Here is a 24,720-nt window from a genome sequence, read left to right as displayed (position 1 = left end):
GGAAATCCAGATCCGCGCTGCTTCTGTCATGTGAAAGCAGGTGCTTTAGGCATCGTCAAAAAAGCAAATCTCTCTACCCAAATCCGAGCATCAGGCAGGCTCGAAGCGAAAGCCTTTGGCCGATTGCGTTGCCTTGATCTGAAAGGACGAAAGTTTGTTTAGTTCAGGATCGCGATCTGCAAATCCTGTCAGTTGCATCCATGCACGCGCAGAGGCCACTTGTTTGGTTGTATCGACAACAGCTTTGAAGCTGACCTCAATTTGCCGTGCGGCATAGTCTATCAAGACTAGGTATCGGAAATTTTCCCGATAATCGTAGTCAAAATCTTCGATGACATGCAGCATAATTGCCAAGCGTATCAAATCCTTGTTGTCGGTTTCGACCGCAATTTCAGCCAAATAAGCGCTCATCGGCAGGAGCTTTTTCCAAAGCCCCTTGCAGACGTGGGACGCTTCAAGAGCTGTCCGTTGCTCGGAAGTGAGCCGTTCATACTCTGTGACCAACCGAGCGGACAATTCCACCAGCTTTTGAGGGTCCGGGCGAAACCGGACACTCAGCTTTTCTACGTCCTTGATGGCTTCGGAGAACATACTGTCGGCTTCCATGTCGTCTGTCATTGTGGCGGTATCATGTAGTCACCCTGACGGGTGTAACCGGCCGCCTTCAGTTGCTGCAATTCACGCATGAAGACAGTCTTGGGATAGAGGGGGTTGCCAGACCGAAGATTGTTTATGGTCGGGTTGGAGCCAAGATAAAACGGCTTTTTGGCATCAATTCCGCCCTGAACCCATGCATCGTTGACGTTGATGGTCCAATCAGGATCATTCAGTCGGCGCATGCCCAGTTCAGAACCGGCCTTGGTGTCTTCCAGCCGACCGATCACCAACGGTTCCTTGCTGTTGAAGGATTCCGCATAGACCCTCTTCGAAGCCACAGCTTCCTTACTGCCAAGCGCAATGCTTTGACCAGATTTGGTGCTTTGCTTTGGCGGTGTCGGTTGAGGTGAAGGGGCTTTGGATGACGACGGCTGCTGACGGCGAGGAGTCGGTGTCGGGCTGGAGCGTGGAGCATTGGTGTTGGTGACAGAAGTCGTGCCGCGACTTCCTCCCCCACCCTTCCTTGGTACGAACCTTCCAACGATGGCCATGATCAGGTCTGGTCCCATCGCGCCCAGCGCTTCGCCATAGGCTTTTGCGGCGGCTTCCAGTTCTGCCTCGGTCCGGGCGCCTTGTGCCTGAACTGTGGCCAGCACGAACGCGGCAATGCCTTGCACGGCTTTCAACCCGCCATTGGCCCACGCCAGCAGGACCAGCGTGGTGTTGACCGCCGCGCCGGTTAGCGGGTTGGTGTTGGCCAACGCCACCCCGGCGGCAATGGCGATCATGATGGCGATGCTTTCGGGCTGCAGAAATGCATCGACAGCGCTTTTTATGGCATCGCCGCCCGCCTTGACCGCATAGGGCGTGCTACGCTTCAGTGCTTCCCCGATCCGGTCGAGCGATCCCATCTTGCCCACGGGCGTTTCGGCATCCGGGCGGGCAGCAAGTGTGGCAGCGGTTGCTGCCTGCGTGACGACGGCTGCATCCATCGCGCCCAAGCTAATCTGCTGGGAAAGGAACCGGCGCAGGTTTGCGCCCTGCAGCTTGGCCTTGCCATCGGGGTAAAGCCTGCCGGCCTGCCGGTCGATCTGCCGCGCCGTCTCATCGTTGTCGCGCAACTGATTCAGCACTGCGACCGCTTCAGCCGGGCTGAAATAGGGCAGGACTTCCGCTGGCAGCCCGCCTTTGCGCGCAATCAACAGGCGGCGCTGGTTCGTGCCGACGTTGACTGCGCCGCTGGTGATATTGGCAAGATCGGCCGGGCTGAGCGGCATCTTCGGCGTGCGCAGCAGCACGGCTTCGACCGACCTCGCGCCAAGCTCGCGCTGCACCGTGCGCACCAGTTCGATCGGTGTGAAGGATTCCGGAGCGCGCGCAGGGAACACATTCTGCCATTGCGCCCGCAACTGCATGATCGCGGGCTTATCCTGCGCCAGCGTGCGGATGGTGGAATCGCGGCGTTGATCGTCGCTCGCCTTGAGCATGACCGCAGGGAACGTGCCCCTGCGTGCGATCAGCAGAATGCCGCTACTGCGTCTGATCTCGATCAGTTTCAACAGCTGCCCCATCCCTACGGCGAAAGGTCCGATCCCCGCGAACCATCCTTGCCGCGCAATTGTTCGGCTTCATGTGCGCAAATTCACAGCATTTGCATCAAATTCGCACTTGAACACTCATCGGCGGACCGCGCAAGATCAACGCCGCCCCAAGGGTTCCATTTTCGTGCCAGAACAGGATGTGCGCTTGACCACCCCTTATGATCGCGTCGCCTATCCGACCACCATTTTCGCCCAGACCAACCCGGAACGGCTGGCGGTGCTGGCACGGCTCGCCGGGCTTGATCCTGTGCCGCCGGAGGAATCGCGCATTCTGGAGATCGGCGGAGGCAACTGCGTCAACCTGATTGCGATGGCAGCGATGTGGCCCGGCTGCGATGCGCACGGTTTCGATCTGTCGGCCAACGCCATTGCGCGCGGGCAGGAGATTGCTGCCGCCTCGGGCCTTGGCAACGTGACACTGGCGGTGGAGGACATCTGCGAAGCGCACCATCGCTATCCGGCGGGATCGTTCGACTACGTGATTGCCCACGGTGTTTATGCATGGGTGCCGGAACACGTGCGTGCGGCAACCATGCGGCTGGCCGCGCACGTGCTGTCGGACCGGGGGGTAGCGTTCATCAGTTATAATGCCATGCCCGGCGGCCACGTGCGCATGATCATGCGGGAAATGCTGCTTGATGCGATTGGCGAGATCGATGACCCGGAACAGCGGATTGCTGCGGTGCGCGACTTCCTTGAAGATTATGCGCTCCCGCGTGACGGGGATGAACCGCTGGCGCGGACTTTGCGCCTGCAAGCCGCAAACATGCTGCTTCGCCCTGATGCCGTACTGTTCCACGACGAACTTGGCCCGTGCTTCTATCCGCAGCGCCTGCTTGATGTGGCGGCCGAGGCCCATGCCAACGGTCTGGTGTTTTTGACCGACGCCGGGCGAAACCGCCAGATGGATGGCTTTTTGCCCGAAGGTGCCGACCTCCCCGAAGATCCCGAAGCTGCGGTGCTGATGGCCGCATCGCGCGACGATTACGCCTCGCTGCGGTATTTCCGGCAAAGCCTGTTTGTGAAGCAGGAACCCGATCGCGTGGTTGATGCCATGCGGATTGCGGATACGTGGATGTCAACGCGGGTAAGGCGTCAGGCGGACGGGACTTTCCTGCACGGCGAAGACGTGATTTCAATTGCTGACGATGCGCTGGCCGATGCACTGGCGCGCGTTGCCGCGATGTACCCGCATCGCGTGCCGCTCAACACGGTGACCGATGATCCCACGCTGCTGCGCGTGATCTTGCAGCTCTACACCGAATGGTACGTGAACCTGCATCCCGGCCCGGCACCGTTCCCTGCCAAACCGGGCGACAAACCGTGTTCGGGCGCGTTGGTGCGCGGGATGCTCACGTTGGGTGAGACAACGCTTTGCACGCTTGATCACGGCGTGCTCAAGGTTGAGCAGCCCGAGCTGCGCGCGCTGCTGATGGCAGCCGACGGCACCCGCACGCTTGCTGAAATTGCAGCGCTCGCTACGGGTATCCCGCCGGAAGACACGCTTGCCGCGCTCACTGCCAGTTGTGGCAAGGCGCTGATGCAGGGCTGACCCTCCTCAGCGCGCGCTGAGGGCAAGGCCAGGCCCATCGGGCGTGTCTTCCAGCGCGCTGCCGGCCAGAAACCACAGGGCGTGGCGGCCGGGCAGGAAGAAGTATCCGCCGCCGCGCAGCGTGATGTGGCTTTGCAGGTCAGCCAGTTCGAGCGGTGCGTTGCGACCGTGGATGGTGAAGCGCGCCTTGAGCGCGGCGGGCGTGTCACTGTTGTGCATGCCAAAGGGATCAGGCTCTTGCTCAAGCCCGTGGAAGGTCGGTGATCCGATCCACGTTTGCTGCACAAATTCGAACTGCCGTTCAAGATCGGCGTTGAAGCACATGAACAGCGTGCCCATCGCCGACTCGCCCTTTTCGTCAAGATACGGGCGGCCGCGCCGCAGCAGGCGGTGGCGGTTGGTCACGGACAGCTCTGCCGGATCGGTCTGGGCCAAGCTGTCACGCGGGAAGCTGCGCCGGATGTGCGAGCCGAACGGGCAGCGCAGGCCCTGCGCGTCGGAGTCCTTGTAGAGGAACACGTTGCGGCGCACTGCATCTGATCCGCTGCGGAACGATGGCGTGAAAGGATGGTCGATCAGCGCCGAGCCATCACGCCAGCGGCCCAGCATTTTGGCGGCAATCCATTCGCTGGTGCGGTGCGGATTGCCGTCGTGCGGGTTGATGACGTCGTTCTGGCTGCACACGTGTGCGGTTGCCGTGTCGAGCTGTTGGCAGAAGCCCTCGACGTCTTGTTCCAGCTGGCGGATGACCAGGTAACTGCCGTTGCGGCCGAAATCGCGGGCAGCGACGTCGCCTTGCGAAAAGTCCGGAAATTCAAGCGGCTGGCCTTGCGGCGGGGCGGGCAGGAGGCGGCGTTTGAGGCCGGGGGCAAGGTTTGTGCGCTCCACCAGCGGAGAGGGCGGAAAGTAGCCGCGATTGTCGGTATAGCCGAGGATGAATTCGCCCGGTTGCACGCCGTGGACAGGATCAGGCGCGCCGTGCCGCCCCGGGAAACCGGCGACCAGCGGCTGCGACACGCCATCGACAAAGCCGAAAGGTTCGGTTGAAAGCTCGTCGCTGGTATCGGCCTGCGCGTGCGCAAAGGCGCGGGTGGCGGCAGGGGCAGACAGGCTGTCGTCGTTGGCGTTCCAGGCCTCGCGGAATTTGTCGACATCGAAGGAATTGATGCCGGTGCGGATTTTGGTGGTGACCGACAGGCCGTGGCTTTCGGCTTCCGCGATGATCTGTGCGAAGTTTGCCGCCACGCTTTCGTCGCGGGCATAAAGCAGCAGCGCGGCGTGGGTCTGGTCATCGGCCCAGTCGAGCGTGGCGGGATCTGCCAAGGCGCGTTTGCGGCTGAGGTGCGTCATGCCGAGCGCGAAGGCGGCGGGGAAGCCCTGATCGGTGCCATCGCCTTCGAGCGCCAGTTCCTCGTCCAACCCCAGCAGGCGCAGGCCCGACGCGGAAAAGGCGATGTTGCAGACAAGGTTCTCTGGTGGCTTGTCGCCAAAGGCCACGCCATCGCGCGCGATGAGGCTGGCAAGCCATGTCTGGACGTGGGTGTGGGGGTGAGCGCCCTGTGCGGGGCGAGGCGCGCCAAAGTTCAGGCCTACGACCATGCTGTGCGGATGGCGGCGCAGCCCGCCGAACATCAGCGTCTGGATTTCCTCGTATTGCAGCCCATAGGTGGGGCGGGGGATTGATCCGAACAGGTCGAGCCAAGCCTCGGCTTCGGAAGGGCAGTTCTCCAACCGGTCACGGTGGAGAAGGCCGCTGACGATCAGCGCGTGCTTGCGCATGGCAGTGGTCGAAAGATCGGGGTGGGCAGAGAACCAGCAGGGCGTGGGCTGCATCGACCCGCGCGCAAAACGCTTCATCCTGTCACCATCGGCCGCGCCGCCGAAGAACAGCAGGCGGGTGGACGGAAAGCCCTCGGAACTGCTCCACGCGGCAGTGACGCCTTCCGAAGCCTTGGTGATGAAATCTTCAAGGTAGCTTTCCCAGCTGCCGTCGTAGTTGGAAAGGAACACCAGTTGCCGCGTGCCCGGCAGCACCACCCAGCGCGCCGCGTGGATCGTGCCGATGGTGGCGAGGAAGCCGCGCCGCATCACGCCGATCCGCGCCATCGTTGCCACTGCAATGAAGGCCAGCGGCAGCGACAGCTTGCGGATCATCGCAGGGCGCAGGCGAGTGATGCTGACCATGTGGTTCTGCACCACGCCCGGCGCGTTTTCCTTGGCCATCATCGCGCCTAGGGCTGCGGCTGCGGGCGTCCGGTCTATCGGGGTGTTGGCTTTCTCGTCACGACGGAGCAGCAGCGCGATCACCGCCAAGATCGCGGACGTGAATAGCACCATCGGGACAACGGCCCCGACCAGTGCCGAGACAGCGCTTTCTCCCACCAGCAAAAGGATGCCGAAGGACAGCAGATAGGGCAGCACCAGCAGCGGCAACCACAGCGCACGCGCACCCCACAGCGCGCGGCCAAGCCAGCCAAGCGTCCAGCGCGTCCGCGCGAATTCAAGCCAAGGCGCGTCGCTGGTGTCGCAAAAGGCGAGGGCGGGCGGTTGCTTGTCGGGCAAGGCCGCAAGCTCGGCCCGCAAGCCATCGGCCACCGCTTTCAGCAGCGTCTGTGGGCCTTGCATTGATGAGCGTTCGCGCGCGTGGCCAATGATTTCACGCGCCCTTTCCACGATGTGGCGGTTCTGGTCGATGGCCTTGACGCCCAGCCCCGGAAGCCCGTTGAACGGCAGGCCCAGCAGCTTGCCCGGCCAGCGCAGCGGCGATTGGCTGATGCCGTGGCTATGCTTCTTGAGCAGCGGCAGCACGGCGGCTTCCTTGTCGATCCCGCTGGTCAGCCGCAGCACCGGCAGCAATGCCGAGCCAGCATGGTGTGCGATCAGTTCAATCGCGGCATCGGGATCGCCGTCGACCGTTGCTTCGATCAGCAGATGTGCAGGGCTGCCCGGCTGTTCGGGCGCAACCGCGTGGATGCTGGCGAAGTGGACGACCCCGGTTGCCAGCAGCGCCGCTTTTATCTGCGCGCCCGCCGGGTTGCCCAGCTCGGCGATTTCGCGCTCCACATCGCGCGTGTCACACCATTCGGACTTGTCACCGAAGGGGATGGCGATGGTGATGAAGTCCTGCGAAAGGCTCACGCTTCCGGTCCTTTGGCTGTGGGGTTGTTCGCTATGGGCGGCAGGCAACAAACGGCAAGTCGTCGGGGAGGCCGGCAAACACGGCAATCGTGGTGTCTTGCGCGGGAGCGATCCGGCCCTGCGTGGCGGCGATCGCCTCGCGCATGATTGTCCAGGCGATGCCCCGGCCATAGCAGACATGCGGCCCCTGCAGCGGGCCGGAGGTAATATAGGGCCGCGCCGGATCGGGCTTGAAGCGACCGGGTTCGGCAAAGGCCGCAGGATCACGCGATGCGGGGTCCATCAACACGACAACGCGGTCCCCCGCCTTGAGATCGACGCCGCGCCACTGGCAGTCGTTGCGCACCGTTCGAGTCAGGCGGCTGCTCACGGCAAGGCGGAGCATCTCGTTCACAGTCGCGTCGTGGTCTTTCAGGGTGACGCGGCGGTCGGCCATCCGCGCGACAAGATCGTCCCACGTGATTCCCGCTGCGACCCCGGCAGGTGAGGAGGTGAACGCGGCGATTTCCGACAGCGATTTGCCGACGATCAGCACCAATGCGCCGATCAGTTCGAACAATACGCTGCGTGCCTGCAAATCATAATCGGCAACGCCCGCAAATTGCGGCCTGACCGCCACCAGCGCGCTTAGCAGGCTGTGTTCGGGGGCGGATTGCGGTGCTGCCAGCGCCTGGTCAATCGCTTCCAATGCGGGCGTGGCAGTGCGTCGGGTGAGCGCCTGCAGCGCGGACGGGCTGTTCACCACCGTTCCGAAAACGTGGCCGAACAGGGGCTGCAACATGACCAGCATGGCCACTGAATCACCCAGCTCATCCTTGAGGCGAAGCGATTGGCCGGGACGCAGGGTGTTGCGCCACATCACGATCATCCGCACCAGACCGGGCACCGTTTCCGGCGCTGGCACCCCGATGAACCGCCGCGCCATGCGATAGGCGATCAGAAAGGCATATTCGCGCGCAAAGTTCACCGGCTCGCCGGTGCTTGCCCGCCGCTGCAGCACGTCGAGGATGGCATCTGCTTCCTCGCGCGCCATCGCGCCGATCCAGTCACGAAATCCGATGGCCATGTTGGGCGGCTCACCCGCTGCTGGCGCATTGCGCTGTGCATCGAGCCAGTTTTGGGCAGCGTGAAGCTGATGCAACCGGACCTGACGCGCCGCATCGTCCTCTCCCACCAGATAGCGCGTTCCGGGTAAGACCTGTTCCAGCAGTTCGTCATAGTGGCGCAGCGAAAACACCGGCTCTTCGCACAACACCCCTGATACTGCATCGTGACGCGCAGCGACGAAAACGCGCACGTCGGAATCATCGTCCTCCATCGCGGCAAAGCGTTCAAGCGGGGGTGCTGCGGGATCGAGCAGGCGCTGGCCGAGGGCTGCGAGTTCGGTCTCGACGCTCATTGCGTCAGGGCTTCCAACCGGCGTTGCAGAACGGCCAGACCCAGTTCGTCGACACGTGAAGAAAGCGTCTGTGCATCCACGTCATCGGCGGAGATGCCCGCAACCCGGCCCAGCGCGCTCACCTCGGCACAGAGCACGCGGGCGTGAAGTTCGTGAACCACGTCTTCGCAACTGCGCGCATGATCCAGCGCCAGTGCGGCAAGACTGCCCGCTTCCACAGCGTCACCCTGCGCCAGCGCCAGCCGCGCACGCGCCTCGTGCAGATAGTACGTTGCCGATGTGCGGACTTTGCGGAAATTGCCCCGTTCAACTGACTGTGAAAGGATGCGCGCGGCCTCGTCCAGCAGCCCAAGTTCGATCAGGCATAATGCCAGCCAACTGGCGCAGGCCGGTTCGAAGCCGAGGAAATTGTGGTGCAGGCAATCGGCATAGGCACGGCGCAGCATGGGCAGCGCCCGTTCGCACTTCCCACCGCGATAGTGCAGGTAACCGTGCGCAAGCTCTGCCAGCATGCGCGAATAGGCATGGCCATAGCGCCGCGATAGATTGAGCGCCTCGGCCACCCAGACGCGGGCTTTGGCGGTTTGGCCAAGATCGACCAGATACCAAGCGCCGAAGGCGCGGGCCAGAACGTGCGGAATGACCACCACGGCTCCGAATGTTTCGCCGCGCAACCCATCCGCCAGACGATTCCCCAGCCGGTCGATCCGTGTGACCGCCTCGGCCGGACGCCCCAGCGAGAAGGCAAGATAGGCCGCCACCAGATCGGCATATGTGCGGCGGGGCAGGCTTTCGTGCACGTCCAGATCGCTTTCGGCCTGCGCCAGCCAAGCGCTGCCGCGCGTCGGTGCGCCGTCGATCCAATCGAGCAAGGCCATGTTGATCCGGGCCACGGTGCGCATGCTTGGTCCCAGATCAACGCGCGCTTCGGCCACGGCCTGAATATCGTCACGCAGCACCTGTTCGAGCGACAGTTGTTGCAGGGTATCGGCCGCCAGCAAGGCAAATCGGGCGCGTTCGAATGCGGCCTGTGCGGCAGGCAGGTTCGCGGCCACAGCGCACGCGCGTTCGTGCAACTGGCGCACGGAATCGATTGCGGCCAGCGAAAGCGCCTGGACGCAGGCCTGCCACAGATGGCCCATCGCCTCGGGGTATAGTCCCGCCTTTTCAGCGTGAGTGGCAAGTTCGGCGTGGCTCGCCACTTCTTCGCCTGCGCTGCCACGCGTTGCTGCCTCGGCCTTTGCCTCCTTGAGCATTTCGAGTGCGCTGGCATGCATGGCGGTGCGCCGCCGCCGTGCCATTGCGCGATAGGCCGCTTCCTGCACCAGCTGGTGGGTAAAGCGGGCCTGACCAGTGCCGGAAAATTCGATCACGCGAGCATCGATCAGGCGCGCGATCGCGGTTGTAGGATTGCGGCACACCAGCACGGCACCGCGCTGCAGCCGGTTCAGCGGAAAGACGGGGCCAAGTGCCGCACAGAACTGGCAAAGCTTGCCCGCATCGGCATCGAGCGTTGCCAAGCGCGCCGCCAGCAGGGAATCGAGCCGTGCCGGAAGCGGGGCCGCGTTCATCAGATCGGTGCCGTCAGCCGTGTTTGCGCCAGATTCACTTTGCAGCATCACTGCGAATTCCTGCAGCGCCAACGGCAAGCCTGCGGCCCGTTCGATCACGTGGTCGATCACGCTGTCTTCGATCGGGCTGACGCGGTTGATCAGTGATACCAGCGTGCGCGCTGCGCCCGGTGACAGGGAGCCCAGCCGCAGCAACGTGGAACACATGCCTTCGATGCGCGGCGCAGCTTCCGGACGGCCCGCCACGATCATGGCGATCCGTCCGCCCCGGCCAATCGCGGCGAGCACCGTCAGCGTCTCACTATCAAGATAGTGCGCATCATCGACCAGCAGCACCAGTTGCATGTGCGCGGCGGCCAGTTCCACGATCCGCACCATCGTGCCGGTGGCGATGCGGCTACGGTCACCGGGAGGCAGGTGCGCCAGCCAGCCAGCTTCGTTTGCGGTCAACCCTTCAAGGCAGGCCGTTTCGTTGGCCGAAAGCTGCGCCACGGCTGCCGGATCGGGCGTGAACGGGCGCAACAGGTCGATCAGATGGCGCAACGTGCCGCCAAGGCATCCGAAAGGCACCGCTGCCAGCAGGGCATTGCCGCGTACGGCGGCGAAAGTTGTGCCAAAGCCTGCGGCAAGACGCGACGCTTCGAGCAGCAAACGACTCTTGCCCATGCCCGCCTCGCCGATGATGGCGAGCGATCCGTGATGCCCGCTGGCAAGGCCACCCACAACCTGGCGCACCTGCTCCAGTTCTGCATCGCGACCAATCACCGGGTACGTGGCGTTGCCTTTCACCGTCACCCGGTCGCTACCCAGGAAATCGATAGACAGCAGTTCGAACACTGCCTCGCCGCGACCATCGGGGCTTTCGCTGCCGCCGCTTTCGACGCTACCGGCCGGACGCAATTCGCTGGGTTCGGCGATCAGCGAGGCGACGGTGGCAGAAATGGCAACACTGCCGGGCGGTGCCATCTTCTCGATCTGTCCGGCAACGTGCGCGGAATGGCCGACCACATCGAGGATCGAGCCGAAATCATTGTCCTGCCGCCGCAGCAGGATTGGCCCTGCATGTAGCCCCACCCGCACTTGCGGGGCGGGCAGAAAGCCGAGCGCGCCGCTCTTCATCTTGTCGCCGATGCGCAGTGCCGCCAGCGCGCCGCGCAGCGCGTGATCTTCAGCAGCAGGTTGCACGCCGAACACCGCCATTACCCCGTCGCCCTGAATGCGCACCACCAGCCCGCCGAATTCGTGGATCGCCTGCTGGATAAGCGCGAGGGAACTGTCGAGCAGATCCCGCCCATCTTCGGGATCAAGCGCACGCAGCAGGCGGGTGGACCCGACGACGTCTGCAAACAGGATTGTGGCAAATCGGATGGAGTCGATATCGCCCGATAGGCTTTCAGCCAGGGCGATCGGCGCAGGCGAGCTTGCGGCTGCGCCTTCCGCTGTATTCCCTGCGATTTCAACTCCTGCACCACGCACGATTTGCTTTTGCGCCCCCATACCGGGTGCGGCGAATCCTGCGGCGTGCCCCCCGGCAACTCCACGTATTCAGGTTGCAGCCATAATCGCAACGAAAATTCTTGACGATTCGGGCCGCTGGGCTGTGCTTCATCACGAGACCGGCTGCCAAACATCGTCAGATCAGGCCAATTATGTCGTGCGCGTGGGCCATCCCTGTCCTTTCGGACATATTTTGCAGCCGCGCGCGCGTGAACCCGTCACGACTTAGCGCCAGCGGCCTTCCGTCCAGATGAAAGCCCTGCAACGCCTGTCCATTGCGCGATACGCGGATAGCCCAGCCCCAGCGGCGGCGGCGCGAAGCCATAGCCATGAACGCATCACACTGCACCATTATACAAGGTGCCCGCACGTCGTCACGCGGGGACAGCAGGCGCGCCACATCTGCGCAATCAAGGCTGAAACGGGCAACATCGCACGCATCCTCGCGCGGGACGGCCGTTGCGCCCACGGGCGTCACGATCGATACCGACGGGCGCAGGACTGCCTCGCCCAAGCGCTTGAATTCAATATCGATCGGACCGGGTCCGGCTTTCCAGATGAGGTAACGGTGCATGGCCTCGGCGGTCAGAGGCGCGGCTGGTGGGCCGCGCGGGGCATGGCAAGGCTTGCTATTGTGCCTGCCTTTCCAGCGCACCGCCGTTGTCCAGCGCACCTGCCACTTGTGATTCTTGGCACATTCGATAAGCCGCTAACGAGAGATGCTACGGAAACGGACCTGAACTGTGCCAATATCGTATCTTACGGTTCCGGATGCGGTGCGCGATGTGCTGGCGCGCAATGGCCGCCAGTTGCGCGTGCGCAAGGGGCACGTCCTGCTGGCGGTTGGCCTGCCTGCGAACGACGTCTACCTTGTGATCGAGGGCAGCGTCAGCGTCTCGCTCGTTTCGGCGCAGGGGCGCGAAACGGTGCTGCGGCTGATCGAACAAGGCGAGATGTTTGGTGAACTGGCGGCGATTGATGGGCAGCCCCGGTCGGCTGATGTGGTGGCGGTGGAGAACAGCACGCTGCTGGTCACCCCCGGCGCCACTTTTGTTGGCCTGATCGAGAGCGAGCCGGTGCTTTCGCTGTGGCTGGCGCGCTATCTGGCGCATCAGGTGCGCTACCTCACCAACCGCATCTACGAACTTTCGACGATGGGCGTCGGCCCGCGCCTGCAGGCCGAACTGCTGCGCCTTGCCGGAAATCCTGCGCCCGATGGGTCAGCCTGCATCACCCGCATCCCCACGCAGGCCGAACTCGCCGCCCGCATCGGCACCAACCGCGAGACGGTGACCCGTGAATTCGCGCTGCTGGTGCGCGAAGGCCTGCTCACGCGTGAAGGGCGGCGCATCGTCGTGCCTTCGGTCACGCGGCTGGCGGACCGGCTGCATCGGTATTCGCAAACCGCCTGAGCTTTTTAAGCGATTGCCAGAGCCGCAGGTTGCCGGATACGTTCGCGCCCGATGCTCGAAGAACTCAAGAACCCCCGCCAGCCCGCCACGCGCGCGCGCCGTCCTGCAAGCCGCTTTGGCTGGCTGCTCGCCCGCCTCGTCGCCGCGTTCCTGTTCATCTCAGTGGCGCAGGTGGTGATCTACAAGGTCGTGCCGGTTCCCACCACGCTGACCATGCTGATGGACGAACACCCGGTGACCAAGGACTGGACCCCGCTGGACGACATCGACCGCGACATGGTGGACGCGGTGATCTCGGGCGAGGACGGGAAGTTCTGCCTGCACAACGGCTTTGATCAGGCCGCGATGATGCAGGCGTTCAAGCGCAACCAGAAGGGCGGGCGCATCCGTGGCGGCTCCACGATCAGCCAGCAGACCGCCAAGAACGTGTTCCTTTGGCAGGGCGGCGGATACCTGCGCAAAGGGCTTGAGGCCTGGTACACCGTCCTGATCGAAACGATCTGGGGCAAGCGCCGGATCATGGAAGTCTACCTGAATGTCGCCGAAACCGGCATCGGCACCTATGGCGTTGAGGCCGGCGCCCAGCGCTATTACGGCAAGAGCGCCCGCAAGCTGAGCGCGGTCGAAGCGGCCCGCATCGCCGCCGTGCTCCCCCTGCCCAAGGAGCGCGAAGTCAACGGCGCAGGCGGCTTCACTCGCCGCCACGGCAACTCCATCGCCCGGCGCGTGGCAGTGGTGAAGAACGAAGCGCTGGACGCCTGCGTTTACCGCTGAGTTTTCTGCCCGCACGGCACCCACAAAAAAGCGCGGGAGAGTTTCCCCTCCCGCGCTGATTTGTAGCTAGCTTTCAGGCCGCGATCAGAACTTGACCTTGGCGCCGATGCGGATGCCGTAGAGCGACTGGCGCGTCTGCAGCACTTCGTTCGGAGCCTGCACGGTGCCATACTGGTACTTGGTGCAGTTGGGACCAGAAGTGGTGGCGCAGGTCACGCGAACCACAGCAGCGTTGTATGCGAATTCGACCTGCGAAAGCGCACCCCAGTCCTTGTCGATCATGTTGAGGACGTTTTCGATGTCCGCAAACAGTTCGATCTTGCCAGCCGAGATCATCGGAACAGGGATTTCCTGACCGAAGTGCAGATCGACCTTGAAGAAGCTTGGCGAGGTCTGCGAGTTCTTCGGAACGACCTTGCCGCGATACTTCTCCAGCCCGAGCTGGCCAACGAGCGTTTCGAAGGTCGCAGCGCTGGCGGCGTTGTCGAACTGGACGAGCGGATCGCTGGGACCAGTTGGTACATAGAGCAGCACGTTGCCGAGGTTGCCCACGGTGCCGTAAACCGCACCACGACCGTTGGTGTTGTCGAGCATGGTCAGGCTGTACGGACGGCCCGAGCGCAGTTCGCCAAACAGCGAGAACGTGGTCTTGGCATCGCCAAAGAACGCATGGCTGTAGTCTACGCCGAACTTCCACTGGTTGCGGAATTCATAGATCGAACGACCGTATGCAGGCAGGTTTGGATCGAAGAAGGCGTTGTTGCCATAGTTCGAACCCGAGGTTGACGACGTGGAAGAAGAGCGGTCCTTAACGTCTGCGCGGGTGTAGCTTGCCGACATCCCAAGGCCGAAGTCCCAGCTCTTTTCCACCCGGAAGGTGCCGAACAGGCTGCGGCCATCGCTGGTGTTGGTCAGCTGAAGATCGCGGTTGGTGGTGGCGATGCCACCGATCGGACCGTAGCGGGTGCGACCATCGGGAAGCGTCCCAATCGCCACCGAGCGCAAATCGCGCCAGAGGTAGCCCTGTAGCGTGTTGTCATACAGGAACTGGGCGCCGAACATCCAGTTGTCGCCCAGCGGGCCAAGATCGGCCTTGTAGTCTGCCTGGAAGGTTGCCTTCAGCTTCTGGGCAATCTTCAGGTTCGGGTCGATGTTGTCGGTAGGAGCAGCAGCAAGGCTGGCGGTGTTGCGCGCCAGGAAGTCCTGAACAGTGGTCGGGATCGCACCAGTGGTCAGCCCATTAAGCGCACCGCATGTGCCCGAAGCGGCGCAGTTGGCGCGGGTGATGTCAACCGCGTTGGTCAGCTGGCCAGTGTTCGAAAACACGTTCGAAAGGTAAACGTCGGGCGTTCCGCCAGCAAACACGCCAGCGCCAGCGCGGAAGACGAGACGGTCGGTAGCTTCCCAGTTCGCGGCAAAGCGCGGCTGGAACGCACCGCGACCCTTGAACGTTTCACGGTTCGAGAAGCCGTAACGCGAAACGAAGTTTGCGTTGAGCGGCGGCAGGACGTTGTTGTCAAACAGGTCGTAGCGCAGACCCAGCATCACGTCGAACGTAGGCGTGATCTGCCAGTCAACCTGCGTGCCGAACGTCCAGTTGGTGGTGTTGAACCGGGCGGCGGCATCGTTTGGATCGTTGGACGGCACGGCATTGCCGTAACGCAGTCGGGCAGCGTTGCCTGCCGTGAAATCGGCCAGCGAGTCAAAGTAGAAGTCGCCCAGTGAACGCTGAAGGAACAGGTTGTAGACGTTAACGCGGGTGTAGCCTGCGTTCAGGCGCAGGGTAAGGTCACCGGTATCGTAACGGCCGCTCACGTCGAACGAGAGGTTCTCGGTGTTGAGTGCGTTCGAATGGCGCGAAACGTCTGGACCGAAGAACAGGCGTGTGCCGTCGCAACCGGTGGCCGAACCACGTGCCGTTGCATCGGTGCAGACTTCCATCTGCGGGAAAGCATTGCCACCGAACGGCGTCTGCGCACGGTTGTAGTCACGATAAGACCCACGCACCGTGGTTGAGAAGCTGTCCGACCACGTCGAGTTGATTTCCAGCGTGCCCGAATTCACTTCTTCGCGCAGTTCGTATCCGTTGGACAGGAAGCCGAGCGCGAAAGGTGCGGTCAGGAAGGTGTTCTGCTGGAACTGGTTGGTGCCAACGTTGCGGATGTAGGTCAGCGCGGCGCGGTGATCATCGCTGATGTTCCAGTCCAGCTTGCCGACGATCTTCTCGTCTTCTTCCTGCGTGGTGGAGATCAGGCCCTGCGTGTCATAGCCGAAGCGGCTCTGCGCGATGGATGAAACCTGATCGATCACCGTCTGGGTCAGGCCCGGAACCTGGTTGGCAAAGCCGTCGCCAAAGCCGGCTTCTAGCGGACGGCCTTCCTTGGTGCGCTCATAAGCAAGCATGAAAAACAGCTTGTCCTTCACCAGCGGGCCAGAGAGCCAACCGCCGAACTGCTTCGAATCAAAGTCGAGGTTGACGATGCGGTCCTTGGACTTGCTGCCGGTCAGGCTGTCGTCGGTGTAGGAATAGAACCCGCCGCCGTGGAAATTGTTACCACCCGACTTGAGCACGACGTTGATCGCGCCGCCCTGAAGATCGCCTTCAGCGATGTCATATGGGGCGACCTTGACGGTGAACTGTTCAATTGCGTCAAACGGAACCGGGCCGCGACCGGTGGGCAGGCCGCCGTTGTTCAGGCCGAAGTCGTCCGACATCTGCATGCCGTCGACCGAGAAGCGGTTGAAGCGGCCGTTGTTGCCAGCGATTTCAATGGTGCGGCTGTTGGTCAGGTCCATCGTTACCAGCGGATCGCGACGGGCAAGGTCGCGGACGTCGCGGTTGATCGATGCTGACGATGCAATCTTTGCCGCGTTGAGCGACGTGGTCGGCCCATCCGAGAGCGCGGCAATCGAGGTGATCGACGAAGCGGTCACGACGATCTGCTGCGCAGCCTGCATCATGATCGGCAAACGTGCAGGCGTGCCAGCCTGCAAGAACAGGTCGTTAACGGTCGCCGCTTCAAAGCCTTCCGCTTCTACGGTGACGGCGAACGGTCCACCGACGCGCAGGCCGTTGGACGAGAAGTTGCCACCGGCGTCGGTGGTGGTCGATGCTGTGGTGCCCGACGGTGTGTGAACGATCGTAACCGTCGCTCCACCAACCGGCTGGCCATCGGCCATTACGGTACCGCGCACAGCCGATGCGGTTTCCTGCGCGTAGGCTGGCGTTGCGATGGCCGCTGCCATCGTCAGGCTGGCGGCGCTTGCGGCCAGGAGGAATCTGAGTTGCATGGTTCTGTTGACCCCGTTGCTGCACCAAACTGGCGCGATTGTGGCGCGGGCGTGATCCGCGCCGTTGACCTGCGTCGAAAAAAGGAATCACCCTTTACCGACGCGATGCCAACGGCCCTTAGCCGCGCTTCCGGAAGCCCCAAAACCGGTCTCATGTGACACCAGAATGACGATGTTGCGACGGGGTGACATCAAAGGTTGCGCCAGGGACAGGTAATTGCCCTGCGCCGTTAAATGGCCTTCTAAAATTACAAGATAGACACGTAATGTATAACAAAGTGGCAGGAGTTGCATTTTCGCAACGGCGAGCAAAAATTGCTGCAAACGCGAAGGTTTCCCCACCCTTTTTGCGTTGAGCGTCCTGGTTCAGACCGGGGAGGGTGCTTCGGGGGTGATTTCCGCCGAAACGAACCAATGTGCTTCACCTTCGATCCCGAGCGCGGTCAACCGGCCAGAGGCATAGGCGCCGGTATCGATGCCGATGCGGTTGGGCTGGATGTCCGGCGCGTCGGTGATCGTATGGCCATGCACCACCAGATGTCCGTGCCATTCGGCATGATCGAGGAATTCCCGGCGGATCCAGCGCAAATCCGACGTCGTCTGGTCGCCTATCGGCACACCGGGACGGATCCCGGCGTGAACGAACAGGTAATCGCCGATCACGATGTGATCTTCCATCGCATGGAAGAACGCGATGTGTTCGCCCGGCACCAGCGCGGCCATACGCTCGCGCAAATCGGGCAGGGTCGAGCGGCTGTATTCCGCAGGGTCCAAGCCATAGCTGAACAGCGTTTCCTTGCCTCCGTGGCGCAGGAAATGGCGCAGCGCCTCATCATTTTCCATGCTGACCAGCAGCATTTCCTCATGATTGCCCGCCAGCACGCGCACGTTGTCGGACTGGGCGAGTTCAATCGCGCGGTCGACCATTGCGCGGCTGTCCGGCCCCCGGTCGATCAGGTCGCCCAGCAGGATCAGCGTGGTATCGGCAGGTCCGCGCGCTGTGTCATCGGCTTGGATGCGTTGCAGCAATTGTTCAAACAGGTCGAGCCGCCCGTGAATGTCGCCCACGGCATAGACGCGCTGCCCCTGCGGCACACGCGCAACCGGCACGGCAAGGGCCACAGGCCCCTCACCGGAACTGGAAAACAACGAACGCAACTTGTTTAACATGGACCCTCGTTATCGCGCGATATGGCGGCATGATGTGCGCGTTGCAACATCAACCGCCTTATCGTGCATGTCAGGATCAACCCTCAACGCAGGTAAAAGTCGATGGTCGTGACCACGCGGACCTTCTTGTAGGGGCTGTCAGACACACCCCAGCCGCCGCCATCGCCATCGCGCGCAGTGATCTCGAAATAGCCCTGGCTGGCGGTCTTGATCCCGTCCACCGATGCCCCGCTATCGCGCGCGAACTGTTCTGCGGCTGAACGCGCGTCCTTGGTGGCGGCGGCCACCATCTCGGGCTTGATCGTGTTGAGCTTGGTGAAAGTGTAGGCCATGCCCGACCCTTCCTCCAGCATCACGCCGCGCCGGACGAGGTCAAACTGCCGCTTCACCGCCTTTTGCGCGCGGTCCACATCTGTGGTGCGCAGCGTCATGCGCTGGCGCACGGTAAAGCTGACCACGCCGTTGTTGTTGAAGCTCTGCACGTTCACGCCGGTGGGCTGCAGCGCCTCTGCCGGAAAGCCCAGTTCCCCAAAGAAGGCGCGGATCGACTGGCTGTCGCGGTCAACGCTGGCCTGCGCGCTCGCCATATCGGGGGCGGTGGCGGAGTAGGCGAGAGTCCACGTGGCAAGGTCGGCGGTCACTTCGCGCTCGGCAAGGCCGCGCACGGTTACCGAACGATCGGCCACCTTGGCACGGCGGAACCCGTCACCGATGAACCAGCCGCCAATCACCAGCCCGGCAGACAGGACCAGCACCGGGAGCAGGCCTTTTCCGCCCTGCGGAATAAAGCGCATCACACCGCCTTGGGTCTGGCCATCATTGTCCCTATCTTCGCCCTGCATCGTGATCTCCCTTGCGACGCCGCCATTCCGGTGCCGCGCCGAGTTGTGCAATTCTATCGATGAACCGATTTTGAACGGAAAGGTTCCTGCCGTGACCAAGTTCCTCCATACCATGATCCGGGTGACCGACCCGGATGCAACCATCGCCTTTTTCGAACTGGTGGGCCTGAAAGAGGTGCGCCGCTTCTCCAGCGATCAGGGCCGTTTCACGCTGATCTTCCTCGCTGCGCCGGGCGAGGAGGGCGTGGCCGAGGTTGAACTGACCTACAACTGGCCGCCCGAAGACGGTTCGCCCGCCGAAGTCTATGCCGGCGGACACAATTTCGGCCATCTCGCCTATCGCGTCGACAATATCTACGAGACCTGCCAGCGGTTTGTGGACGCAGGGCATATCGTCCACCGCCCCCCGCGCGATGGCCACATGGCTTTCGTCAAATCGCCCGACGGCATTTCGGTGGAATTGCTGCAGGATGGCCAATTGCCCCCGCAGGAGCCGTGGGTGAGCATGGCCAACACCGGTAGCTGGTAAAGGCCAGCTTCGCACCGTTACGCAGGCGGCGTCCGGAGCGATCCGGGCGCCGTTTTCGTGTGCGGGCCTGATACCGCGCGCCAAAAAGGGTGTTGCGGCTGCACAAAAGGGCGTTGACTCCATGTTGCCCTGCAGCATTATCAATCCCGGACGAGCGTCATGGAATGGCCAATAGGCGGCGCGCGTTGAAGGGGTATTGGTGAAGTCCTGATGTCTGCCGCGCCAGTGCGGCGGGGCTGGAGACGCTTCTGTCTTCCGGCGACGGGGAAGCTTTGCCCTTTTGAGCCGGACTGCTGAGCGCGGCGTCCGGACTTGCTGCGATGCAGCATGCATCACGCGCCAAGGCCTGTGGGGGGATGGTTCTGGGGAAGGGCGGGAACGCCACGCGTCTTACAAGGGGGTTGAAGCAATGAGAAAACAAATCCGCATCCGGTCGCGCGCCATGAGGATTCTGGGTGCCACTACCATCCTTTCCACGATGGCCCTGCCGATGGCCGCCCGCGCTGCGGATGAGCCGCAGGAAGCAATGGTTCCCGCTGCAGAGCCGCAGGCAAGTGATCCCGAAGGCGGGCTTGGCGAAATCGTCGTCACCGCCACGCGCACGGCCACGTCGATCCAGCGCGTGCCGATCTCGATGCAGGCTTTGAGCGCGGACGTGCTCGGCCAGCGTCAGGTCAAGGGCCTGACCGACTTTGCCGCGCTGCTCCCTTCCGTCACCTTCGCAGGCATCGGGCCGGGCCGCAACACGCCCTACTTCCGAGGCATCGTGCCCGCAGGCGGCGCGCGTGAATCGGTCGGTTACTACATCGACGACATTCCGATCACCGGCACCGGCCTGCCCGACATTCAGGCCTATGATCTTGAGCGTATCGAGGCGCTGTCCGGCCCGCAGGGCACGCTTTACGGCGCAGGTTCGCTGGCAGGCACGATCCGCTTCATCACGCAAAAGCCCAAGCTCGACAAGTTCGAGTTCGGCTATGACGCCGAAGTAAACAAGTACGGCAAGGGCGATTTCGGCGGCCAGTACCAGAGCTTCATCAACGTGCCGATCAGCGATACGCTCGCCGTGCGCGCGATGGGCTTCTACCGCAAGGATGGTGGCTACATCGACAACACGCCGAACAATGGTTTGCTGAACACCGGCGCGCCAGCGGTGCTGACGCTGGGTGATGAAAACCCCGATACCAACTTCGCGCTTGATAACTCCGACATCGCGCAGGACGATTACAACACGATCGAAGGCTATGGCGGCCGCCTGCAATTGCTGTGGCAGCCAATCGATGGATGGGACATCATGCCCCAGATCACCGCGCAGCAGCAGATCGCAAATGGCTATTTCGGTTACGATCCGCGCGTCGGGGATCTTGAGGTCCACGATTACGACGTGACCCAGCAGAACGACAAGTTCTATCAGGCCTCGCTTAGCATCCACGGCCATATCGGCGATTTCGACGTCGTCTCAGCCACCGGATATTACCAGCGCCAGATCAAGCTGCTGAACGACTACACCTACTACACCGTGACCTATGACGCATTCGGCGCAGGCTATGAAAGCTACCTGCAGTTCTTCGACAAGAACGGCTGCACCGGTGCGGGCGCCACACTGAAATGCAACAGCCTGATCAACCCGACGCAGTACTATCGCGGCCTGCGCAACGAGAAAAAGTTCACGCAGGAACTGCGCATTTCCACGCCGAAGGAATGGCCGTTCGACGTTACACTGGGCGGCTTCTACCACTACCAGAAGAACGAGGTGAACAACGATTACGCCATCCACGGTCTTGACCAGATTGTCGGCTATACCGAGGCCGGTGGCGGCGACACCAACTTCCCGGCGGGCTTCGGCGTTCCGGTGGAGAACGGCGGCACGATGATCCTCGGCTCGCCCGCCGTAAAGCGCGACGCCTTCTACATGACGGAGCAAGACAACTTCTGGAAGGACTACGCGGTCTTTGCCGAAGGGCACTACAACATCACGCCCGAACTGAAGCTGACCGGTGGCATCCGCTATTTCTGGACCAACTACAAGGTGCTCGGCTTTGCAGGTGTCGCAGCCTCCGCACAGAACACCATCACCTCGCTCAACGTGCCGACCGGAACGTACGGTTGTCCGATCCCGCTTCCAGCCGAGCGCCTGCAGTGCATCAACACCAACTTCGCTGCAGCCGATGGCGTCGGCCGGTACAAGGAAGAGGGCGAAACCCACAAGGTTGCGCTCAACTGGCAGTTCGAACCGTCGAAGATGGTCTACTTCAACTATTCGACCGGCTTCCGTCCCGGCGGCTTCAACCGTCCGTTGCGCATTCGCGGGGTTGGCGTTGCCACGGTTCCGTCATTCGAATCCGAAGAACTGACCAACTTCGAACTCGGCTTCAAGGGCACGTGGAACAACATGTTCCGCTTCAACGCAGCCGTCTATTACGAAAGCTGGGACAACATCCAGTACAGCGTCGTGGTTTCCGGCGCGCAGGGTGCAGGCATGACCGGCAACGCGGGCAAGGCGCGCGTCTATGGTGTGGAATACGATGCCGATCTGAAGCTGGGCAAGGTCACGATCTCGACCAGCGGTGCCTACAATGACGCCAAGCTAAAGGGCAACTTCTGCAACTTCGCGCTCGATCGCACCACGCTGTCGATCAGCCAGTTGCCAACGTGCGTCCTTGGCCAGGACGTCCCGGGTTCTTCACCGCCGACTTCGCAGGTTGCCGCAGCCGATGGCTCGCGCCTTTCGCGCCAGCCAAAGTTCAAGGGCACCAGCTCGATCCGCTATGATACCGAATGGGGCGATATGGATGCCTATTTCCAGGGGGCGGCACTCTATCAGACCGGCGCGACGCAGGATCTGAACATTGCCGACAGCAACCTCTACGTCTGCCCGGAAATCGCCGCTGCAGAGACCGCTGCGGGCCGCTCCTGCCAGACACCGGGCTTCGTCAGCTTCGATTTCTCGGCCGGGATCAAGAAGGACAACTGGACGCTCGACATCTTCCTGCAGAATGCCTTCGACAAGCGCGGTCCGTTGACCACGAACACGTTCTGCTCGATCGACTTCTGCTCTGACTCGACACGCACCTTCACGATCAAGCCGCAGTTCTTCGGCATCCGCTGGGGCCAGCGCTACTGATCGTTCACCAGATTACCCTGCGAAGGTAACGACTGGCCCCTGCGGGAAACCGTGGGGGCCATTTTTGTGTGCCAGTGTTACCTTCAACACGCACTGTTCCCCCGCGAAGGCGGGGGCCTCGGTGTTGTTACGAAAGGGCAGTGTGAGGGCCCCGCCGTCGCGGGGGATCACCCCACCGGCGCGTCGGGGTAGCTCTCCAGCACCGGCCCCAGCGCCGCCTTCAACGGCCCAAGCCAAGGCTCATAAGGCTTCCATGCCTCCAACCCGTCCTTGAAGATCGGCTGGCGAACCTGCTCAGAACTCGCCGTGCGCACTGCGCGTTCGTTCTTGTAGAACTCAAGGCATCCGGCCTCAAACGGCACGCCAATGTATTCCAGCAAACGCCGCACTTCGGCTTCCGTATCGGCTACCATCCGCTCATAGATCACGCGGTGCACCGTGCCCGGCATCTGCGCGTCCCACGCCGCCATCATGCCCACATAATCGCGGTAATACTGCCCGATGTCGGCCAGATCGTACGTAAAGGTCTGCCCCCGCGCGAAGTGCTGTTTCCAGCCCGAAAAGCAGCACGACAGCGGATGGCGCCGGGCATCCACGATCTTCGCATTGGGCAGGATCAGCCGGATCAGGCCAATGTGCTGCCAATTGTTGGGCATCTTGTCGATGAACAGAGGCCGATCGGTCTGGCGGTGGATGCGTGTGCGCTCGATGTATTCCTCGCCCAGTCGCGTCCGGTCGGGGGGCGTCAGCGAGGCGACCATCGCGCCGAAATCGGCAAACTCGCCCTCGTCCACCCGCGATTGCAGGCGTCCCGCAATCATCATCATCTCGGGCAGTTCCATCGTGCCTTCGATCATCGAATGGCTCGCCATGATCTGCTCGACCAGCGTGGAGCCGGAGCGCGGCAAGCCCACCACGAAGATCGGGTCCGGGGCAGGGCACCCGCCATCTCCCATCGTGGTGAGGAACGCTGCCGTGAACGTCTCTTTCGCTGCCTGCACTTCTGCAGAGAAGGTGTCCGCATCGTGCCGGATCATCGTGCGGCGCAGCGCATTGCCCTTGGCATAGTGCGCGAACGAGGCGTCGTGGCGCTTGGCGTCCTCCAACGCCTTGCCCAGGGAGAAGTGCAGATGGAACGTGTCCTCCCGCCGCGCCTCGTCCTCGGGATCGAGCGTTGCCAGCGCGGCCTCCATCGCGGCAATGTCGACCTGCCCCACCTTCACCGTCTTCAGGTTGGCAAGGCTCCACCACGCTTCGCCCATCGTTGGCTGGCGCGTAACAGCAGCGCGATAGGCGTCCACAGCCTCGGCCTGTTCGCCCAGCGTTTTCAGCACATGGCCAAGGTTCTGCCATACTTGCGGCTGGTCGGGCTGATCGGCCAGCAGCGCACGATAAAGCCCCGCCGCCCGCTCCTGATGCCCCAGCCGCACCAGCACCGAGGCGAGGATCAGCCGGTGTCCGGGCGACGGGATAGGCGATTGCACCAGCACTTCGGCATGCTCAAGCGCTTCGGGCAGGCGGTTGGTCTGCAACAGCAGCCGGATCAGAAAATCGCGCGCCAGATCAAAGCCCGGTGCCAGCGCCACGGCCTTCTCCACCCGCTCCAGCGCGGGCGTCATCTCGCCCCGTCGCCACGCGATTTCACCATAAAGGCGCAGCGCAGCAGGATCATCGGTACGCGCCGAAAGCAGGGCCTCCGCCGCGTCCAGATCACCGTCATTCACCGCCACCGCCGCTTGCAGCAGCTGCTTGTCGCGCGATGAGGCATGAACGCCCGACAGATCCGCCCGCCAAGCATCCTGCGCCCGCCCGGCCTTGCGCAACTGCCGCGCCAGCAGGAACCAGCCCGAAGCCACCGCAGGCTGCAACTGCGTCAACGCCTGCAACGCGCCAATGGCACGCGGGGTATCGCCGATCTCCGCCGCCGCCTGCCCGAGTTCCCACAGCACCGCCGGAACTCGGCCATTGGCCCGTGCCAGAGCGTCCAGCTTCGCCACCGCCTGCTTGCCCTTGCCCATCCGCCGCAAGGCCCGTGCGGCAAGGAACTCCGCCGGGGCAAAGCCGGGTGCTGTGCGCAGCATGGCCTCGGCCTTGCCCAGCGCCAGATGCGGCTGCTTTTCCAGCAGTCCTTCTGCCTCGGCGAGCATCTGGGCGGGGGGAGGCGTGCGCAACTGCTGGATCATGGCAGCAGCCTAGGCCGCGTGCCCGGCAATGGGTGTACGC

The 24,720-nt window shown here is 62.8% G+C and carries 16 protein-coding genes; 5 read left to right on the top strand and 11 right to left on the bottom strand.

The genetic code is table 11. From position 1 onward, the window contains the following. Window positions 1–90: 90 nt before the first annotated feature. Both Q8R81_RS10670 and Q8R81_RS10665 read right to left on the bottom strand, forming a co-directional pair. The gene (locus Q8R81_RS10670) at window positions 91–606 is read right to left on the bottom strand and encodes a hypothetical protein (protein WP_305617621.1); all 516 of its coding nucleotides are present in this window, start codon (window positions 604–606) and stop codon (window positions 91–93) included. An 8-nt stretch (window positions 607–614) separates the two neighbouring features. Continuing rightward, window positions 615–2,156 (bottom strand): hypothetical protein, encoded by a 1,542-nt coding sequence (locus Q8R81_RS10665; protein WP_305617619.1) that lies wholly within the window; start codon window positions 2,154–2,156, stop codon window positions 615–617. Between the two features lie 187 nt (window positions 2,157–2,343). On the opposite strand from Q8R81_RS10665, the gene Q8R81_RS10660 reads away from it, so the two are divergent. Further along, on the top strand, window positions 2,344–3,750 hold the full coding sequence (locus Q8R81_RS10660) for a class I SAM-dependent methyltransferase (RefSeq protein ID WP_305617617.1): 1,407 nt from the start codon (window positions 2,344–2,346) through the stop codon (window positions 3,748–3,750). Window positions 3,751–3,756: 6 nt separating this feature from the next. Here Q8R81_RS10660 and Q8R81_RS10655 read toward each other — a convergent pair whose 3' ends face one another. From Q8R81_RS10655 to Q8R81_RS10640, 4 genes are all read right to left on the bottom strand, one after another. Continuing rightward, window positions 3,757–6,888, bottom strand: a complete 3,132-nt coding sequence (locus Q8R81_RS10655) for a Dyp-type peroxidase (protein WP_305617616.1) — start codon at window positions 6,886–6,888, stop codon at window positions 3,757–3,759. Between the two features lie 31 nt (window positions 6,889–6,919). Further along, window positions 6,920–8,287 carry a cytochrome P450 gene (locus Q8R81_RS10650; RefSeq protein WP_305617614.1) on the bottom strand — a complete coding sequence of 456 codons (1,368 nt, stop codon included), beginning with the start codon at window positions 8,285–8,287 and terminating at the stop codon, window positions 6,920–6,922. Next, complete coding sequence (locus Q8R81_RS10645) at window positions 8,284–11,355, bottom strand: AAA family ATPase (protein ID WP_305617612.1); 3,072 nt, start codon at window positions 11,353–11,355, stop codon at window positions 8,284–8,286. The genes Q8R81_RS10650 and Q8R81_RS10645 overlap by 4 nt, the downstream gene beginning before the upstream one ends. 136 nt (window positions 11,356–11,491) lie before the next feature. Continuing rightward, complete coding sequence (locus tag Q8R81_RS10640; protein ID WP_305617610.1) at window positions 11,492–11,929, bottom strand: hypothetical protein; 438 nt, start codon at window positions 11,927–11,929, stop codon at window positions 11,492–11,494. A 169-nt stretch (window positions 11,930–12,098) separates the two neighbouring features. On the opposite strand from Q8R81_RS10640, the gene Q8R81_RS10635 reads away from it, so the two are divergent. Next, window positions 12,099–12,767, top strand: a complete 669-nt coding sequence (locus Q8R81_RS10635; RefSeq protein WP_305617608.1) for a Crp/Fnr family transcriptional regulator — start codon at window positions 12,099–12,101, stop codon at window positions 12,765–12,767. A 51-nt stretch (window positions 12,768–12,818) separates the two neighbouring features. Further along, a complete protein-coding gene (gene mtgA / locus Q8R81_RS10630; RefSeq protein ID WP_305617607.1) occupies window positions 12,819–13,541 on the top strand; it encodes a monofunctional biosynthetic peptidoglycan transglycosylase in 723 nt (240 codons plus the stop codon). Window positions 13,542–13,625: 84 nt separating this feature from the next. Here mtgA and Q8R81_RS10625 read toward each other — a convergent pair whose 3' ends face one another. The 4 genes from Q8R81_RS10625 to Q8R81_RS10610 form a co-directional block, all read right to left on the bottom strand. Beyond that, on the bottom strand, window positions 13,626–16,832 hold the full coding sequence (locus Q8R81_RS10625) for a TonB-dependent receptor (protein WP_305617605.1): 3,207 nt from the start codon (window positions 16,830–16,832) through the stop codon (window positions 13,626–13,628). 87 nt (window positions 16,833–16,919) lie between these two features. Then, window positions 16,920–17,156, bottom strand: a complete 237-nt coding sequence (locus tag Q8R81_RS10620) for a hypothetical protein (protein WP_305617603.1) — start codon at window positions 17,154–17,156, stop codon at window positions 16,920–16,922. A gap of 42 nt (window positions 17,157–17,198) precedes the next feature. After that, window positions 17,199–17,954, bottom strand: a complete 756-nt coding sequence (locus Q8R81_RS10615; RefSeq protein ID WP_371135354.1) for a metallophosphoesterase family protein — start codon at window positions 17,952–17,954, stop codon at window positions 17,199–17,201. 131 nt (window positions 17,955–18,085) lie between these two features. Further along, window positions 18,086–18,796 carry an SIMPL domain-containing protein gene (locus Q8R81_RS10610; RefSeq protein WP_305617676.1) on the bottom strand — a complete coding sequence of 237 codons (711 nt, stop codon included), beginning with the start codon at window positions 18,794–18,796 and terminating at the stop codon, window positions 18,086–18,088. 139 nt (window positions 18,797–18,935) lie between these two features. On the opposite strand from Q8R81_RS10610, the gene Q8R81_RS10605 reads away from it, so the two are divergent. Together Q8R81_RS10605 and Q8R81_RS10600 are read left to right on the top strand one after the other, a co-directional pair. Then, window positions 18,936–19,373, top strand: coding sequence for a VOC family protein (locus Q8R81_RS10605; RefSeq protein ID WP_305617599.1), 438 nt, complete (start codon window positions 18,936–18,938; stop codon window positions 19,371–19,373). A 409-nt stretch (window positions 19,374–19,782) separates the two neighbouring features. Beyond that, window positions 19,783–22,497, top strand: coding sequence for a TonB-dependent receptor (locus Q8R81_RS10600; RefSeq protein ID WP_305617597.1), 2,715 nt, complete (start codon window positions 19,783–19,785; stop codon window positions 22,495–22,497). Window positions 22,498–22,664: 167 nt separating this feature from the next. Here Q8R81_RS10600 and Q8R81_RS10595 read toward each other — a convergent pair whose 3' ends face one another. Next, on the bottom strand, window positions 22,665–24,680 hold the full coding sequence (locus Q8R81_RS10595) for a tetratricopeptide repeat-containing sulfotransferase family protein (protein ID WP_305617595.1): 2,016 nt from the start codon (window positions 24,678–24,680) through the stop codon (window positions 22,665–22,667). Between the last annotated feature and the right edge of the window lie 40 nt (window positions 24,681–24,720).

It is taken from the genome of Novosphingobium sp., assembly GCF_030696665.1.
Lineage (GTDB): Bacteria > Pseudomonadota > Alphaproteobacteria > Sphingomonadales > Sphingomonadaceae > Novosphingobium.
Note: the sequence above shows the minus strand (reverse complement) of the source record. Positions and strands in the feature narration are given on the sequence as shown.